Below are 16,359 nucleotides of genomic sequence, written 5' to 3' on the forward strand. Positions count from 1 at the left end.
AACTAAGGAGCGATTTTTTTCGCAGGTTGTGATAATATTTCTTTTCCAGCTTTGCTGATCACCAATTGAGCTGTTGGCGTACCTTTTTCGCCCATTACGGTAATGAAACAGGTATATAAAAAATCGCCGCTTTTAAACTGGTAATTATGGTTTCCGCCACTACCATCAGGTGTAAATTTGCCATTTGTTAAAATTAATTTGGGCTTATCGCTCATTTTACTTTTTATCGGCCATGAGGCATAGCGGTAGTTGTTACTACCAAGGTCATCAATCCTGATCCGGTACTGGGCTGTTTCGAAAATAAGAACCGGTTGTGCAAAATTGCTGATTGAGGGGTGAAGGCTGCTTTTATCAACATTTATCAATCTGGCCTGTTCTTTGGCCTCCAACCTCGATTGATGGTTAACGGCGATTAATTTACCATCCGTATCAAGCCATAATTCGCCGTTTAATAACATAATGCCGCGCCAGCCAACATCATTCCAATCGGCTTCTACCTTAGAGCTAACAATCTTTTTGGTTAAATTATCATCAAAAACTTCTTTGTACCGCTTTACAAATTCCTGTTTATTTTTAATAGGTGGAATAGGGTAGGTCCGGTTTAAAGGGTACCTGATTTTGCTACTCAGCTTTTCTATGTTTCCACTTTTAACAGCATTGATAAAACCGGTAACCACGGGGCGGTATTTTTTATCGAGCGTTTGTTCCTGCGCATAGGCGAAGTTGATCATGCTGATCAATAAAACAGCTAGTATTATTTTTTTCATGGAGAAGGTATAGGTAAACGAAGATAATTGTTTCAAAGCAAAAACAGATCGATATGTTTTTTGTGTGCTAAAGAAAACATTTTTTTTGGAGCGCAGGGTTTGTGCATCACATAATGTTTCTTCCCGTTTTACGCTTGTACGCTTCGCTTCCTAGTTCCTCGGTCGCTGCAGGGTACCGCTTCAACCGGGGCTAGGTGGGCAAAGCAGTCATTCATTTTTAGGGTTTGCAGGGTTCAGAAACCATTGTTACTAAACCCGATAGGAATGGAAAGCCCGGAAGCCCGATTCTTCATCGGGATGAGGACTTGAAATGATAGCGGAACGGACATTAATAATTGCACTGAACCTACTTTTCAAATCACGCTTATAAGCTAAAGGGATATTAAAAAAAAGAACGCCCCGAATTTCTCCGGGGCGTTCTTTTTATGATGATGAATCTGATTTTACATTTTTCTTACGCCACCCGAACCGATCACGGTTTTATCAACAGTTGGGTTGCCAGAATAATTTACGTTACCTGATCCGCTGATTACAGCCCTGATACTTTCGCTAACGGCAATATTTACGGTTCCTGATCCACTAATGGTACTGGTTAATGTTTTTGTTGAAAAAGATTTACCAGAAAATGTACCTGAACTGCTGATGACCACTTTGGCACGATCGGCACCGCCAGTGATGTTTATGGCACCTGAACCACTAATTACACCATTATAATCGTCTACATCGGCTGTTAATTTAATATTACCAGAACCGCTTATGGTTGTAGTTAGGCTACCTGTACTGATTTTTCCGTTAACTGTTAAGTTACCAGATCCACTTACGGTTAAGCTGGCTAATTCTTTTGCCGTTACGTAAGCTGTAATTTTTTTGCCTTCGTATTTTCTAGACCAGCTGGTGATGCTGTTTTGCGGACGGATGACCAAAACATTGCCTTTTACTTCAGTAACGATTGAAGCTATTGCCTCTGCATCGCCTTCTAAACGGCAACTCTCGGTATTACCCAAGGTTACAATTACATTAATAGGCCCTGCTGAAGCAACACCGTTGAAATTTTTTACATTACGTTCGTCGTTCTTTTTGCTTGCAGCGTGGATAGTAGTGCCGTCTTTTGCAATTGCCTTAATGCCAGCGGTAAGTGTTAATGATGCTAATAATATTGCAAATACTTTTTTCATGGTGATAGATTTTATTTTTTAGATGAATAATGAGCTTTTCTTATAAGACGGTTGTTTTTCGGAAAAGTTGCACAAGTTGAAAATTATCGTTGCTGGCCGACTTACGAAGTTAGCCGAGCTATGGGCCCTAGGGAACTTCGTAAGTCTGGACAGAGATTACCCTTTCTTTAGGTTAATATAAAAAAGCGGATCATGTTTAAAATTATCAGCATTTACAGTGGCATCAACTTTAATAGTTTTCCAATCGTTTGTTGGCTTTATTAAAGTATAGGCGCCGGTTTTTAGGGTTACGCGTACTGGCATATCGAAACCTTTAACATCGGTTACCCAACGGTAAGATAAGCTGCCTTTATCGATTTTATATTCCAGAACCGGTATTTTGGTATAACGTAAATACTGATCAAAAATCTTATCTAATTTTAAGCCACTCTGTTTGGCAATGTAATTTTCGATCTGTGCGGTGGTTACCGTTTGGTGATAAAAAGTTTTATTCAATCCGCGAAGGATCTGCCTGAATTTCTCGTCGTTATTAATGAGCTGACGGATGATGCTGATCAGATTTGCGCCTTTAGGGTACATATCGCCTGAACCTTCTTTGTTTACACCATAAGGACCAATTACAGGGATATCATTGCGGATGATTTTCTGTAATCCGATTACATACTCATCAGCAGCTGCTTTGTTCTCGGTGCATTCGGTAAATAATACTTCAGAGTAATTGGTAAAACCTTCATGCACCCACATATCGCCAATATCTTTTGAAGTGATGTTATTGCCAAACCATTCGTGTCCACTTTCGTGGATGGTAATGAAATCCCATTTTAAACCATGGCCGGTGCCGCTTAAATCCCTGCCTAAATAACCTTGTTTAAACTGGTTACCATAAGCAACGGCACTTTGATGCTCCATTCCTAAATGCGGCGCTTCAACCAGTTTGTAGCCATCTTTATACCAGGGGTAAGGACCGAACCAATACTCGAAACATTTTAGCATGGGTTTAACATCGGCATCCCAATGCGGGCGGGCTTTGGCACTATCGGTTTGTAAAGCCCAGTAATCGATGCTGAGTTTGCCGTTTTCGCCGTCATAACTATCCTGCCAATGGGCATATTTACCGATGTAAAAAGTTACATCGTAGTTATTGATGGGGTTGCTCACAAACCAGTTATATTGTTTGTAACCACCGGCCTGATCAACAGTGTTTCTTAATCTTCCGTTTGATATTTCCTGCAAAGTATTTGGTATGCTGATGCTGATCAACATGCTGTCTACCTCATCGCTCTGGTGATCTTTATTCGGCCACCATACACTAGCGCCAAGCCCCTGACAGGCTACAGAAACAAACGGATTGCCAGCAGCATCTTTTTTGAAAATAAAGCCACCATCCCAGGGGGAGTTTTAGCCACGGTCGGGTTACCTGAGTAAAAAACTGTGAATTTATCTTTACTTCCTTTTTTAACTGCTTTAGGGAAAGTTACAAAAACAGCATTATATTCCCTTGTGAAAGGTAAATCAATGCCCTTGTACACTACTTTTTCTACTTTGAGGTTATCGAAAAGATCGAACTGTAGTTTATTAAAATCCTGTGTAGCTGTAAAAGCAAATTCGTTGCTTCCGGCGATGGATTTCTGATCGATATCGATTTTTACGTCTAAATGGTAATAGTTAATGTCGTAGCAGGTACGCAAAGGGCTAAGTGTTCCACGGAGGCTATCGGCCCTGTAGTTTACCTGGTTTTTGCCCAGCATCTGCGCCTGTGCAGCAGGAATACTGAAAGCAAGCGCGAAAAGGATAAATAGTTTTTTCATTTGTTTATTGGTTGACTAAGGCTTTCGGTTCGTGGAGACACGAACCGAGGCTTTGGGTTTTTTTTTGGATCGTTAAAAACGATTGGCTATTACGCGCTCGTTTGAAACGAGCGTAGGCGATTAAATTTATTTTATCACATCAACTTCGATAAAGCTATCGTTAAATACCGTTTGTGTGGCTTTAATGTAGTCTGCTTCTGTTGCTTTATAAGGATTTTCAACAAATTTTTGTGGGTTGCGCGCAAATAACGGGAATGCTGTACTCTGTACCTGGATCATAATCCTGTGTCCTTTTTTAAAGGTATGCAATACGTCCTGCAGTTGAAAGTTTACATCGGTTTTTTGATTGGCTACCAAAGCTTCTGGTTTTTCAAAGCTGTTACGGAAACGGGCCGGCATTACTTCAGAACGCACCATTTGCCAGTAATTGCTCAGGGTAATGTTCTTGTTTGGCATATAAGGATTGTTCGGCTCATCGGCTGGATATACATCGATCAGTTTTACAATAAAATCGGCATCGGTACCGGTAGTGGCAATTTTAAGGTGCGACATGATTTCGCCACCCAAAGTAATGTCGTTGTCCAATACATCGGTTTGGTACACCAATACATCAGGTCTTCTGCCAGCAAAACGCTGATCTTCGCTCATGTAATTGTGCGGGGTAAAACCTAAGGTAGTGGTTAAATCTTCTGTATAGGGAACCGGCTTTAAAGGATCGCTGATGTAATTTACTGAGCCTGCAGCTGATGGGGCAGTCATGCTCAGTTTACCATCGGCACCCAGATATAATTTTTGTTTGCTGGCTTTTTCTGTTGGCCATTTTGTAAAGGTTTCCCATTGTTTTTTACCAGTATCGAACATGTAAGCTTCTGGCAGGCCAGAGTTTTTATCTCCATTCCCCTTTAAGAAATGGTTAAAGAATTTAGCTTCGATTTCTTTTTGGTAAAAAGTGGCAATGCTATCGCCGAAATAAACATTGCTATGCATGGTGTGGCCAGTTTCGCGGCTCCATCTGCCATGTCCGAATGGCCCCATAACGATGGTGTTATAAGCATTAGGGTTTTTCTTTTCGATGGTTTTGTAAATGTTTAATGGTCCTGATAAATCTTCCGCATCGTACCAGCCCCCCACCAACATTACTGCTGGTTTAACGGTGTTGTAGTGTTTTAATAGTCCTCGTTTTTGCCAAAACTCATCATAGTTTGGATGGTTAACGGTTTCCTGCCAGAAGAAATTATTTTTATAATATTTATCGGCATTGGTTAAAGGGCCAAGGTCTAAAGCAAACTGATAGCCATCTTTTGTTTTTGGCAAAATCATTTGATTATTGTACCAGGCTTTTGAAGTGGTGTCGGTTTTCTGCACACCAAATACCGGGAAGGTAAAAAAGTAGCTTTGTAGAAATGATCCATTGTGGTGGAAATCATCAAAAAAGAAATCCGAAATCGGGGCCTGTGGCGACGATGCTTTTAGTGCAGGGTGATTGCTTAAAATTCCGGCTGCGGTGTAAAATCCGGGATAAGAAATACCCCACTGACCCACTTTACCATTATTATTGGTTACATTTTTAACCAGCCAATCGATGGTGTCATACGTGTCAGAACCTTCATCAACATCCTTCTTCGATTTTTTATTGTCGATTACGGGTGTCATATTGGTCCAGGTACCTTCGCTTTTCCAGCGGCCGCGTACATCCTGCATCACCACGATATAACCTTCTTTCATCATCAGTTCGGATGGGCCTAAACGTGCCGGAAATTTATCTTCGCCATAAGGGGCTACACTATAACAGGTACGTTGCATAATTATCGGATATTTTTTATCCTTTGAGGCATCTTTTGGGGTATAAATTGCCGTAAAAAGTTTGGTGCCATCACGCATGGGGATGTACACTTCTTTTTTGGTGTAATTTGTTTTTGGATATCCTGCATCGCTTTGCGCAAAAGCCGAAGAGGCGGAAAGCAGGATGATGATGAGTTTAAAGTATTTCATTTTTTAAGAATAATAAGCTAAGAATTTGTTTTTAATGTTAGGCGTCATTCCCAATCAAGTTGGGAATGACGAACCGCATAACGACGCTGAACATTTTATTTTAACACCGAAACGGTAATGAACGAGCTGTTGTGCACATCGTGATAGATCTTGTGTGTTGCTTTTTGAAAATCCTGCGGTTCTGCCTGATAAATATCCATAAATTTCTGCGGATTACGATCGGCTAATGGGAACCATGAATTTTGAATCTGAATCATAATCTTATGTCCTTTTTTAAAGGTATGCGCAACATCTGGCAAAGGATAATTTACTTTGGTAATGGCTCCGGGAACAAAAGCCTCGGGTTTTTCGAAACTGTTGCGGTATTTGCCACGCATGATTTCTCCACGTACCAGCATCTCATAACCGCCCATGATTAAGTTTTTTGGATTCGGTATCGGGTTTGGTGCATCTTCGGGATAAACATCGATCAGTTTTACCACGTAATCGGCATCTGTTCCGGTGGTAGAAACCACAAGGTTGGCTAGCACTGGTCCGGTTAGGGTAATATCTTCTGTTAAAGCATCAGTCTGATAAGTTTTAACATCCGGACGGCGGGCGGCAAAACGCTGATCGTCGATCATATATTCGCGGGTACGTTTGGCCTGGATAACATCCTGATAAGGAACGGGATTGTTGGGATCGCTAACATATTCGTCCCAGCTATCGGTTCTGCCCACTTTTTCGAAAGCCAGCTTTCCGTTGGGTTGTAAATACAGGTTTTTGGTTTCTACATCTTGTGGCGGCCAGGTATTAAATTTTTTCCATTCGTTACTGCCGGTAACAAAAATATTGGCTTCTGATGCATTAAAATCGCCATCGCCTTTTAAATAATGTTTAAAGAAAGGCAGTTCGTACTCTTGCTGATAATCGATACTGGTGGTTTTGCCAAAGTTGATGTCGCCCAGAAAAGAACCATCACTGCGTACCCAGCCACCATGAAACCATGGACCAGCCACGAGGATATTATTAGCGCCAGGGTTTTTTTTCTCAATGGCTTTATAGGTAGCAAAAGTACCATAAGCATCTTCTGCATCAAAAAAACCTCCTACCACCATTACCGCTGGTTTTACATTGGTTAAATGCGGGGTAATTAAACGCGATTTCCAGAAGGTGTCTAAATTTGGATGTTTAAATAAATCGTTCCAGAATTTAATGCTGTCTGCAAAATAACGGTCTTTTAAGTTTTTAACTGAGCCTGCTTCTAAATAGAAACGGTAATTATCCTGAATAGGGAACTGAAAACCTTTGGGGCCTTTATCAGGTGTAATGGGTTTAGGACGCGGAACGCCAAAACTGCCCATAAAACTGAATGCGTCCATTAAAAATAAAGTGCCACGGTGGTGAAAATCGTCACCTAAATACCAATCGGTAACTGGTGCCTGTGGCGATACAGCTTTTAAAGCGGGGTGCGCATTAGGCAATGAAGTGGTAGAATAAAAACCCGGGTACGAAATGCCATAAATGCCGGCGTTCCCGTTATTGCCTTTTACATTTTTAACCAGCCAGTCAATGGTGTCGTAAGTGTCAGTGCTTTCGTCGATGGCTGTTTTGCCTTTTTTGCCAACTACCTGAGGACGGATATCGGCAAAGGTGCCCTCGCTCATCCAGCGGCCACGTACATCCTGGTAAACAAAAATAAATCCTTCGCGCATCATTGCCGGGAAATTACCCAGACTCAGTTTGTATTTATCTTCGCCATAAGGGGCCACGGTGTAAGGGGTACGGTTTATTAAAAAAGGGTATTTTTTGGATTGATTTTTGGGTATGTAAATGGAAGTGAATAACTTAACCCCATCACGCATGGGGATCTGGCGTTCTATTTTGGTGTAATTTTCTCTCACGTAAGCCGAATCTGTTTGCTGCGCAAGTAATTCATTTGAAATAAACAGACAAAACAGAAGACCGAAAATTCTTTGAAGATTCATTTATTTTAGTTTTTAGGAATAAAATTTAAATATAGGTGATTAGAGATTGATTAGAAAAAATAGCCCGTAAAAGGTTTGTTAAACATGTATAATGGAAGATGTTTGATGGATAATGGAGTAGTCCGAAAGTCGGAAGACTGAGGTCAGAAGCCTGGGGTGCAAAAAAGTGCTAGTTATAACCCTTTCTTCGTCATTACTTTATCAAAATTTAGTTAAATCTTGTTAAGGGATAATCTTTTAAGAATTTTAACCGTCATATAGATAATCGAATTAAACACAAAAAAATGAATAGGTTATTAAATAAAGGATTGGTTGTTTTCGCTGCAGCAGCGATGATAGCAACCTTGAGTATTGAAAGCGTTTCTGCACAAAGACCAAGCAGGAGCGGAGGAGGTGGTGGTTCTTTCGGCGGAGGCAGATCGGGCTCAATTGGCTCTTCAAGAGGTGGCGGTTCCATTTCCCGTCAGCCATCTATGCGTTCGCCAGGCAGGGGTAATTTTTCTTCAGGTATCCGTTCAGGAAGACCAGGTTATGGTTATAACAGGCCAGGTTACCGTCCGGGATATGGCAAACCGGGTTATGGCAGACCTAGTTATGGTTACAGACCTGGTTTCGGAAGGCCTTATTACAGACCATACTACAGCTACTATAATTTTTACAGGCCGTTTTTAGGTTTCAGGATAGGTGTATTACCTTATGGCTACTATCCATTTTATTATGGTCCGAACCAGTTTTATTATTCTGGTGGATTGTTCTATCAACAAAACAATGAGCAATACGAAGTGGTAACCCCGCCAGTAGGTGCTGAAGTTCCGAACTTACCATCAGATGCAAATCAGGTGACCATTAACGGGGTTGATTATTACGAATATAAAGGTGTTTATTACACCCAAAAAGAGAATGCCGATGGTAAAACGGTATATGTTGTTGCTGGAAAAGATGGAGTTTTAAATACGACTGATGGTCCGGTTGACACGCATAATATAGGTGATATTATTAACCAGTTGCCAGAAGGATGCAGAGAGGTGACGATTAAAAATGAAAAATATTTTGTTTCGCCTGATGATGTGTACTATGAAGAAATAGTAGATGGAACGAACATTACTTACCGCGTAATTGGTAAGTTGTTTTAGAGCTATTTAATATTATAAATTAAATGCTGGTCATTGTTAAAATGTGATCAGCATTTTTTTATTTCTTAATGGTGATTTTGTTTTTATCATTAAGGAGTTAAGATGATTAAGGTTATAAGATATAAATGTGCAGTCGGATGTTGCCATCCGACTTTTTTTAGCCACGGATACACGGATGGGCACAGAGATATTTTTTGTAGCCATTACGTTATCCAGGACTATACTGCTATTCCGTGCTAATATGAGCTTCGGTGGCAAAAACTATAAATGTGCAGTTGGATGTTGCCATCCGACTTTTTTTTAGCCACGGATACACGGATGGGCAAGGAGATATTTTTGTAGTCAATTCCTTATCCAGAAATAGATTACTCCGTGCTAATCTGAGCCTCCGTGGCAAAACTATGAATCATTACCATCAAAAAAACATATTTTTGCAACCTAAACATTTCGATTTGAAACCCATACGCCAATTCTTCTTTGTTTATGCTCTTTTTGCTATTGTACTCTCCTCCTGCTCGGTAACAAAATATGCTGCGGTTAAGCAAATAGAAACCAGTATTTCGTCGGTTAAATTTCTGGATGAATACGTGATGTCCTTAAACTTAAATTTTCAAAATACGGTTGTAGGCGGTTTATCAGGGATTGATTACGATGCAGCACAAAATCAATATTACCTCATTAGTGATGATCCTTCGCAGTTAAGTCCTGCAAGGATTTACACTGCACAGATTGATCTTAAAGCAGATAAAATCGATACCGTCCGGATCACAGGAGTCAAGTATCTCCTACAGGAAAACGGAAAACAATACCCCAAATATGGCACGGATAAAAGTGTAAAACCCGATGGTGAATCGGTCCGTTATAATCCGGTTACCAAACAATTAATCTGGAGCAGCGAAGGTGAAAGATTGTTCAAAAATGGGGATACCACAATCGTTCAACCCAGTTTAACTTTTATTTCAACAGCAGGAAAATTTTTAGATACCATTCCGCTGCCGAAAGGTTTTCATTTTACTAAAACGGAGAGCGGTCCACGTAAAAATGCATTGTTTGAAGGTTTAACCTATGCCGATCATTATAAAACATTATATGCCAGTTTAGAAGAGCCCTTGTATCAGGATGGCCCGCAATCTTCTTTTGGCTATGATAAGGCTTTAACGCGGATTTTAAAGTTCGACGTGGCGACTAAAAAGAATGTGGCACAATATGCCTATAACCTTGGTGCTTTACCTGTTAAACCCAGTGTAGAAAACGACTGGAATGTAAATGGTATTTCAGAAATATTGGCACTTAACAATCACACACTTTTGGTTATGGAAAGGGCCTGGGCAAAAGGGCATGATGACCATACTTTTTTAAAACTTTACCAGGTTGATCTAAATGGTGCCGAAAATGAGATTGATAATGCATCGTTCCTCAAAAATCCGCCGAAGCCTTTAACCAAAAAACTACTTTTCGATTTCGATACTTTAAACAGGCATATCGATAATTTTGAAGGGGTAACTTTTGGTCCAAAACTTGCAAACGGACACCACTCTTTGATATTTTGTGTAGATAATAATTTTGGAAAATCGCAGGTGCAGCAGTTTTTTCTTTTCGAGATAATCCCATAAGCTAATTTCAGTTAAAAATATATAATGAGTAAGATAAAAGCCCTGCTTTTCGATTTAGACGGTACATTAATTGATTCGGAGAAATTTCATTTCGATTGTTGGAATACATTTTTATGCCCCTATAATGTGAACATCGAATTTAAAGATTGGCTAAGCAATTATGCGGGGATTCCGCTGCCGAAAAATGCAAAAACCATTATAGATCGCTATAAAATTAATGAAGATTTAGACAGCTTTATTGATAGAAGAGAAAAAATAACCTTTGATGGTTTTAGAACAACTGATATTGAGTTAATGCCTTACGCCTTAGAATTTGTGCAGTTTGTTTATGAAAAAGGACTTATACTTGCGGTGGTTACAGCCAGTCCGAAAATTGATGTTGAAGCTGTATTTGAGCGAAATGGTTTGGCCAGGTATTTCAGTTTGTTTATTACGAGAACTGATGTAAGCAAATCAAAACCCGATCCCGAAAGTTACAACCTCTGCGTGGAACGCTTAGGTGTAGCGAAAGAGGAATGCATTGTTTTTGAAGATACCATAAATGGTGTTAAATCGGCCCTTGCTGCTGGCATTACTTGTTACGCTATACAGAATAATGTGCGTGCACATCAAAAACTAAAAATCGCTGATGAGCTGTTCCTCAGTTTTGCCAATGCCAAAGAGTTTATGCTGCAAAAGGAATTGATTTAGTTCTTGAAAATTAACTAGATTAGTGGAAAGCAATCAAACTTATCATGGTGAAAAAAGGATTATGGATTTTATTTGCAACTTTCGCATTGCTGATCGGACTTTATCCAATGATTTACTTTTTGATCGATAGAAAATTTGGATTGTTAAATTCAAAATCAGTTGAGTTGTTAAGCAATACTTTCTGGAACATTGGTTTTTATACGCATATCATTTTTGGTGGTATCGCTTTATTTATCGGTTGGACACAATTTAGTCCGAAAATGAGAAACAGGCGTATGGCATTACACCGAAAACTCGGTAAATTTTATGTCGTTGCGGTACTGCTTAGCGCATTAGCGGGTATTTATATTGGCTTTTTTGCAACAGGTGGATGGGTTTCTTCCGCTGGATTTATTTGTTTAGGCCTCATTTGGTTTTACACTACCCTAAAAGCTTATATATATATTAAAAATGCCGAAATTGAAAAACATCAAAAAATGATGGTTTATAGTTATGCGGCTTGTTTTGCTGCGGTAACATTAAGAATTTGGCTACCAATTTTGACTATAGTTTACGGCGATTTTTCAAAAGCCTACCTGGTTGTTGCCTGGTTATGCTGGATTCCAAATTTGATTGTTGCCTATTTAATCACCAGAAAAATCGCTAATCAATAAGTTGTTTTGATGGCCCATACGCTGAAATAATTGAATTTTGTATGATGTCAGCTCAGGAAATTTTAGCCAGTGTCGGATCATTTTCAGCCCATGATCTGCTTCTTTTTGAAGAAAAAACCTGCCGAAAAATATTTAAGAAAAATGATTTGTTATTGCGTCAAGGTGAGGTTTGTCAATCTGTTTATTTCATCTTATCGGGATCTTTCTTTCAGTTTCAATCTGATGGTATAGTTGAAACAATCATCGATCTGCACCTGCCCGAAGAATGGATGTACAATCACCCAAGTTTGATAGATCAAAAACCATCGGACACAACAATTAAGGCATTTGAGGATGCGGAGGTTATCGAATTGAGTTTGTACCAGCTGCATGAGCTCATTGCCAGGTCGCAATCTTTTTTACATCTCAGTAAGATTTTTGACCAAACTAATCACCGGACCTATCTTTTCGACAATGCATTAAGTCCTGCCCAAAAATATGATTATATTAAAAAAGCCAAACCATTCATTGTACAGGTTTTTCCGGTTAAAATGATTGCTTCCTATCTTAAAATAGCGCCCGAAACGCTAAGCAGGGTTAGGGCAAACTATTGAATTTCCTGATTTCGATCAAGTGCTGCTTTTGAAAAAAATCCTCACTTTTGAAATAAAAAAATATGCTTACAGAAATCAATCCAAAACTGCCCATGCGGAATAAAGCAGTTACCAGAAATTTTTATGTCAATCAGTTGGGTTTTAAGGACATCGGGAGCGCCGATTTTAAGGAATATCTGATGGTACAAAAAGACCAGGTACAGATTCACTTTTTTTTAGTCGAAGCACTCGATCCCAAAGAAAACTACGGACAGGTTTACATTCGTACCAATGATATAGACGGGCTGTACCAATCGATGTTGGATACAAAACAAAGCATCCACCCTAATGGAAGTTTGCAAACCAAACCCTGGGGACAGAAAGAATTTGCCATGCTTGATCCGGATAGTAATTTGCTTACTTTCGGGCAAGAGGTATATTAGTTCAGTTGTTCATTGGTTAATAGGTTCATTTGTAGATAGCTGATTTTATATTCGGTTAATTAACGCCAGGCGCCCGGCTCCAAACGCTTACCATCAACTCCGGGCTTCCAACTGAAGACTCCAGACTAATTTATACGCTGAAAGTAAAATGTTTTGTACGCTCATCAAACCAATGGACTTTTGGGCTTTAATAAGCCATTTTATTGATCTTCAGCCATTGATTATGAAATACCGAACCATTTCAATTAGCCATTCGCTTTCAGCTTTCCGCCTTTTTTCCCTACATTTGGCTAATTAAAATTATCAAGAAATTATGCAATACGATGTCGTTGTTATCGGTTCAGGGCCGGGCGGTTATGTAGGCGCAATCCGTTGTGCTCAGTTAGGTTTAAAAACTGCAGTAGTAGAAAAATATAAAACTTTTGGAGGTACTTGCCTAAATGTGGGCTGTATTCCATCTAAGGCTTTGTTAGATTCTTCAGAGCATTTCCACAACGCTGCCCATACATTTACCACTCACGGTATCAACTTAAAAGATTTAAAAGTTGATATGAAACAAATGATCGCCCGTAAAGACGATGTTGTTGCTCAAAATACAGCTGGTATCACTTATTTGTTCAAGAAAAACAAAATCGATTCTTTCGAAGGTGTGGGTTCTTTTGTAGATAAAAATACTATCCTGGTAACCAAAGCTGATGGTTCTACCGAAACTTTGTCTGCTAAAAACGTAATCATTGCTACAGGTTCTAAACCAACAGCTTTACCATTTTTACCAATCGATAAAAAACGCATCATTACCTCAACCGAAGCTTTAAATATTAAAGAAGTACCAAAAACGATGGTGGTTATCGGTGGTGGTGTAATCGGCCTGGAATTAGGTTCGGTTTATGCCCGTTTAGGTACAAAAGTTTCTGTTGTAGAATTTTTACCATCTATCATCGGCACCATGGATGCTGGTTTGGGTAAAGAACTTCAACGTGTTTTAAAGAAAACGTTAGGCATGGAGTTTTACATGGGCCATAAAGTTACCGGCGCTACCACGAAAGGTAAAACCGTAACCGTTACTGCTGAAACACCAAAAGGCGAAACCATTTCTTTAGAAGCTGATTACTGTATCGTAGCTGTTGGCCGTACCGCATATAGCGAAGGTTTAGGTTTAGATAAAATCGGAATCACCGTAGAAGAAAGAGGTAAAAAAATTCCGGTTAACGAGCATTTAGAAACTTCGGTTAAAGGTGTTTATGCCATTGGTGATGTTATCACAGGAGCCATGTTGGCGCACAAAGCAGAAGATGAAGGTACTTACGTTGCCGAAACCATAGCCGGCCAAAAACCACATATCAATTATAACTTAATCCCTGGTGTGGTTTATACCTGGCCAGAAGTTGCTTCTGTAGGTTTAACCGAAGAGCAATTGAAGGAAAAAGGCGTAAAATATAAAGCAGGTTCGTTCCCGTTCAAAGCCAGCGGACGTGCGAAAGCGAGTATGGATACAGATGGTTTCATTAAAGTTTTGGCTGATGCTGCTACTGATGAAGTTTTAGGCGTACACATGATTGGTCCACGTGCTGCTGATATGATAGCTGAAGCCGTTATTGCAATGGAATTCCGTGCATCTGCTGAAGATATTGCACGTACCTGCCACGCTCACCCAACGTATACCGAAGCGTTAAAAGAAGCAGCTCTTGCTGCAACTGATAACAGGGCGATTCATATTTAATAAAATAGTTGCTGAAACAAGTTCAGCAAAACGAAAAAAAATCCCGGTATTTATATCGGGATTTTTTTGTTTTAGCCACTTTCTTCATGTCGGACTGATAGCTATCGAATCGAGAGGACGGCGGATTCTACTTTAGTCTTCCAGCTTTGGTCTTTCTTCACAATTCCTTAACCAAATGATAATGTTTACAGACTGAAAAATAGCGTTTTGCCCTTATATTTTTGCGCTTCAGATATTAAACAAACCATGAACTGTAAAAAACTATTTGGTGCAATCCTTATTGCGTCGTTGGCATTTGCTGCCTGCAAAAAAGATTCAACTGATGATCCTATTGTAGATCCCCCTGTTGAAGCTGTTGTTCCTGAAAAAATCGATAGTTTTAAAGAAACGGCATTTATTGATTTAGGTGGAGAATTTGCTTCAGAAATTTCTGCTTACGATCCTTTAACCAAAAGATTGTTTGTAGTGAGCAATGATGGAGGGACGAAGGTTGATATTGTAGACATGAGTAAATACCCAACTATTACAAAATTGCAAACCTTAACTTTTGCAGTTAACGCTGGTATCAATAGTGTGGCGGTTAATAACGGTTTATTGGCAATAGCTTTAAATGGTGCAAATCCGCAGGGAAATGGTGATGTTGTGGTACTCAAAACTTCAACGTTGGAAGAAGTTAAAAAAATCACCGTAGGTGCCATGCCTGATATGGTTACTTTTAGTCCGGATGGAAATTACATTTTATCAGCTAATGAAGGCGAACCGAATGACGCTTATACCGTTGACCCAAAGGGAACCGTTTCAATTATCAACATCAAGGATAACTACTCGGTAAAAACATTGGATTTTTCTGCTTTCGAATCGCAGAAAGCCACTTTGATCGCAGGTGGTTTCAGGATTTATGGTTTAAATGCCAGTTTTACGCAGGATATCGAGCCTGAATATATTGCGGTAAGTTCAGATTCTAAAAAAGCTTATGTAACCTTACAGGAAAATAATGGTGTTGCGGAGGTTGATATTGTTGCAGGAAGCATTACTAAAATCAATCCATTGGGCACTAGAGATATCAGCCAGGCCGAAAATGCATTCGATGTAAGCGACAAAGACAGTAAAAAAGTTTTGGGCACTTGGCCAATTAAGGCTTTTTATCTGCCGGATGCCATTTCATACTTCACCACAGGTGGCAATGCTTATTTGGCTTTAGCCAATGAGGGCGATACCAGGGCATGGAAAGGTTATGACGAAGAAGTACGCGTGAAAAGTTTAACACTCGATCCTGTTAAATTCCCTAATGCTGCATCACTAAAATTAGATGAAAACCTGGGCAGATTAACTATAAGTAAAGCTTTTGGCGATACTGATGGCGATGGTGATTATGATGAATTATATGCAACAGGTGGAAGAAGTCTGAGCATTATTAACGCCAATACAGGTGCTTTGGTTGCCAATATTGGTAAAGATTTAGAGCAAAGGGTAATTGATGCAGGCAAATACGATGACGATCGTTCAGACAATAAAGGTGTAGAAGTAGAAGGTGTTACCGTTGCGCAGGTTAACGGACAAACACTGGCTTTTATCGGTATGGAGCGCGTAGATATGATTGCTGTTTACGATGTGACCACACCTGGTTCTCCTAAATTTGTGCAATTGTTCTCTACAGGTGATGCACCTGAAGGTTTACTCTTTGTAAAACCAAAAGACAGTCCTAACGGAAGAAGTTTATTAATCGTTTCAAATGAAGCTGATGGCACTGTTCGGTTCTATCAACCCGATAAAATATAGTCGCTATCCCTACATTAATTATTATTATGTTTTAATCCCGGTATTTA

The 16,359-nt window shown here is 39.6% G+C and carries 14 protein-coding genes; 8 read left to right on the top strand and 6 right to left on the bottom strand.

The features are described 5' to 3' along the window. Positions 1–2 precede the first annotated feature (2 nt). The 6 genes from H9L23_RS25120 to H9L23_RS25140 all read right to left on the bottom strand — a co-directional run bounded on the left by H9L23_RS25120 (position 3) and on the right by H9L23_RS25140 (position 7,709). A complete protein-coding gene (locus H9L23_RS25120) occupies positions 3–767 on the bottom strand; it encodes a hypothetical protein (protein WP_187592853.1) in 765 nt (254 codons plus the stop codon). Positions 768–1,210: 443 nt separating this feature from the next. Beyond that, positions 1,211–1,942, bottom strand: a complete 732-nt coding sequence (locus tag H9L23_RS25125; RefSeq protein ID WP_187592854.1) for a head GIN domain-containing protein — start codon at positions 1,940–1,942, stop codon at positions 1,211–1,213. Between the two features lie 156 nt (positions 1,943–2,098). Beyond that, positions 2,099–3,205, bottom strand: coding sequence for a M1 family aminopeptidase (locus H9L23_RS25130; protein WP_246474780.1), 1,107 nt, complete (start codon positions 3,203–3,205; stop codon positions 2,099–2,101). A gap of 68 nt (positions 3,206–3,273) precedes the next feature. Next, positions 3,274–3,750, bottom strand: a complete 477-nt coding sequence (locus H9L23_RS26755) for a gluzincin family metallopeptidase (protein ID WP_246474781.1) — start codon at positions 3,748–3,750, stop codon at positions 3,274–3,276. A 126-nt stretch (positions 3,751–3,876) separates the two neighbouring features. Then, on the bottom strand, positions 3,877–5,742 hold the full coding sequence (locus H9L23_RS25135) for a CocE/NonD family hydrolase (protein WP_187592855.1): 1,866 nt from the start codon (positions 5,740–5,742) through the stop codon (positions 3,877–3,879). A 95-nt stretch (positions 5,743–5,837) separates the two neighbouring features. Then, positions 5,838–7,709: a CocE/NonD family hydrolase gene (locus tag H9L23_RS25140; protein WP_187592856.1), complete on the bottom strand. Its 1,872-nt coding sequence runs from the start codon at positions 7,707–7,709 to the stop codon at positions 5,838–5,840. A 284-nt stretch (positions 7,710–7,993) separates the two neighbouring features. On the opposite strand from H9L23_RS25140, the gene H9L23_RS25145 reads away from it, so the two are divergent. From H9L23_RS25145 to H9L23_RS25180, 8 genes are all read left to right on the top strand, one after another. Then, positions 7,994–8,842 (top strand): DUF6515 family protein, encoded by an 849-nt coding sequence (locus tag H9L23_RS25145; RefSeq protein WP_187592857.1) that lies wholly within the window; start codon positions 7,994–7,996, stop codon positions 8,840–8,842. A 452-nt stretch (positions 8,843–9,294) separates the two neighbouring features. Then, entirely contained in the window at positions 9,295–10,455 is a 1,161-nt protein-coding gene (locus tag H9L23_RS25150) for an esterase-like activity of phytase family protein (RefSeq protein ID WP_187592858.1), read from the top strand. Between the two features lie 24 nt (positions 10,456–10,479). Continuing rightward, positions 10,480–11,145 carry an HAD family hydrolase gene (locus H9L23_RS25155; protein ID WP_187592859.1) on the top strand — a complete coding sequence of 222 codons (666 nt, stop codon included), beginning with the start codon at positions 10,480–10,482 and terminating at the stop codon, positions 11,143–11,145. Between the two features lie 44 nt (positions 11,146–11,189). Then, positions 11,190–11,798, top strand: a complete 609-nt coding sequence (locus H9L23_RS25160) for a DUF2306 domain-containing protein (protein ID WP_187592860.1) — start codon at positions 11,190–11,192, stop codon at positions 11,796–11,798. A gap of 41 nt (positions 11,799–11,839) precedes the next feature. After that, on the top strand, positions 11,840–12,391 hold the full coding sequence (locus H9L23_RS25165) for a Crp/Fnr family transcriptional regulator (RefSeq protein ID WP_223191016.1): 552 nt from the start codon (positions 11,840–11,842) through the stop codon (positions 12,389–12,391). Positions 12,392–12,453: 62 nt separating this feature from the next. Next, the gene (locus H9L23_RS25170; RefSeq protein WP_187592861.1) at positions 12,454–12,813 is read left to right on the top strand and encodes a bleomycin resistance protein; all 360 of its coding nucleotides are present in this window, start codon (positions 12,454–12,456) and stop codon (positions 12,811–12,813) included. Positions 12,814–13,126: 313 nt separating this feature from the next. Continuing rightward, a complete protein-coding gene (lpdA, locus tag H9L23_RS25175; RefSeq protein ID WP_025142048.1) occupies positions 13,127–14,533 on the top strand; it encodes a dihydrolipoyl dehydrogenase in 1,407 nt (468 codons plus the stop codon). A 246-nt stretch (positions 14,534–14,779) separates the two neighbouring features. Further along, entirely contained in the window at positions 14,780–16,312 is a 1,533-nt protein-coding gene (locus H9L23_RS25180; protein WP_187592862.1) for a choice-of-anchor I family protein, read from the top strand. Positions 16,313–16,359 lie beyond the last annotated feature (47 nt).

The sequence above is a fragment of the Pedobacter roseus genome (genome assembly GCF_014395225.1).
Taxonomy (GTDB): domain Bacteria; phylum Bacteroidota; class Bacteroidia; order Sphingobacteriales; family Sphingobacteriaceae; genus Pedobacter; species Pedobacter roseus.

Excerpts from the sequence above, each read along its gene's own strand:
- H9L23_RS25155 (WP_187592859.1), top strand. The coding sequence starts at position 10,480 with ATGAGTAAGATAAAAGCCCTGCTTTTCGATTTAGACGGTACATTAATT.
- H9L23_RS26755 (WP_246474781.1), bottom strand. The coding sequence starts at position 3,750 with ATGAAAAAACTATTTATCCTTTTCGCGCTTGCTTTCAGTATTCCTGCT.
- H9L23_RS25120 (WP_187592853.1), bottom strand. The coding sequence starts at position 767 with ATGAAAAAAATAATACTAGCTGTTTTATTGATCAGCATGATCAACTTC.
- H9L23_RS25140 (WP_187592856.1), bottom strand. The coding sequence starts at position 7,709 with ATGAATCTTCAAAGAATTTTCGGTCTTCTGTTTTGTCTGTTTATTTCA.
- H9L23_RS25125 (WP_187592854.1), bottom strand. The coding sequence starts at position 1,942 with ATGAAAAAAGTATTTGCAATATTATTAGCATCATTAACACTTACCGCT.
- H9L23_RS25135 (WP_187592855.1), bottom strand. The coding sequence starts at position 5,742 with ATGAAATACTTTAAACTCATCATCATCCTGCTTTCCGCCTCTTCGGCT.
- H9L23_RS25160 (WP_187592860.1), top strand. The coding sequence starts at position 11,190 with ATGGTGAAAAAAGGATTATGGATTTTATTTGCAACTTTCGCATTGCTG.
- H9L23_RS25145 (WP_187592857.1), top strand. The coding sequence starts at position 7,994 with ATGAATAGGTTATTAAATAAAGGATTGGTTGTTTTCGCTGCAGCAGCG.
- lpdA (WP_025142048.1), top strand. The coding sequence starts at position 13,127 with ATGCAATACGATGTCGTTGTTATCGGTTCAGGGCCGGGCGGTTATGTA.
- H9L23_RS25180 (WP_187592862.1), top strand. The coding sequence starts at position 14,780 with ATGAACTGTAAAAAACTATTTGGTGCAATCCTTATTGCGTCGTTGGCA.
- H9L23_RS25165 (WP_223191016.1), top strand. The coding sequence starts at position 11,840 with ATGATGTCAGCTCAGGAAATTTTAGCCAGTGTCGGATCATTTTCAGCC.
- H9L23_RS25170 (WP_187592861.1), top strand. The coding sequence starts at position 12,454 with ATGCTTACAGAAATCAATCCAAAACTGCCCATGCGGAATAAAGCAGTT.
- H9L23_RS25130 (WP_246474780.1), bottom strand. The coding sequence starts at position 3,205 with ATGTTGATCAGCATCAGCATACCAAATACTTTGCAGGAAATATCAAAC.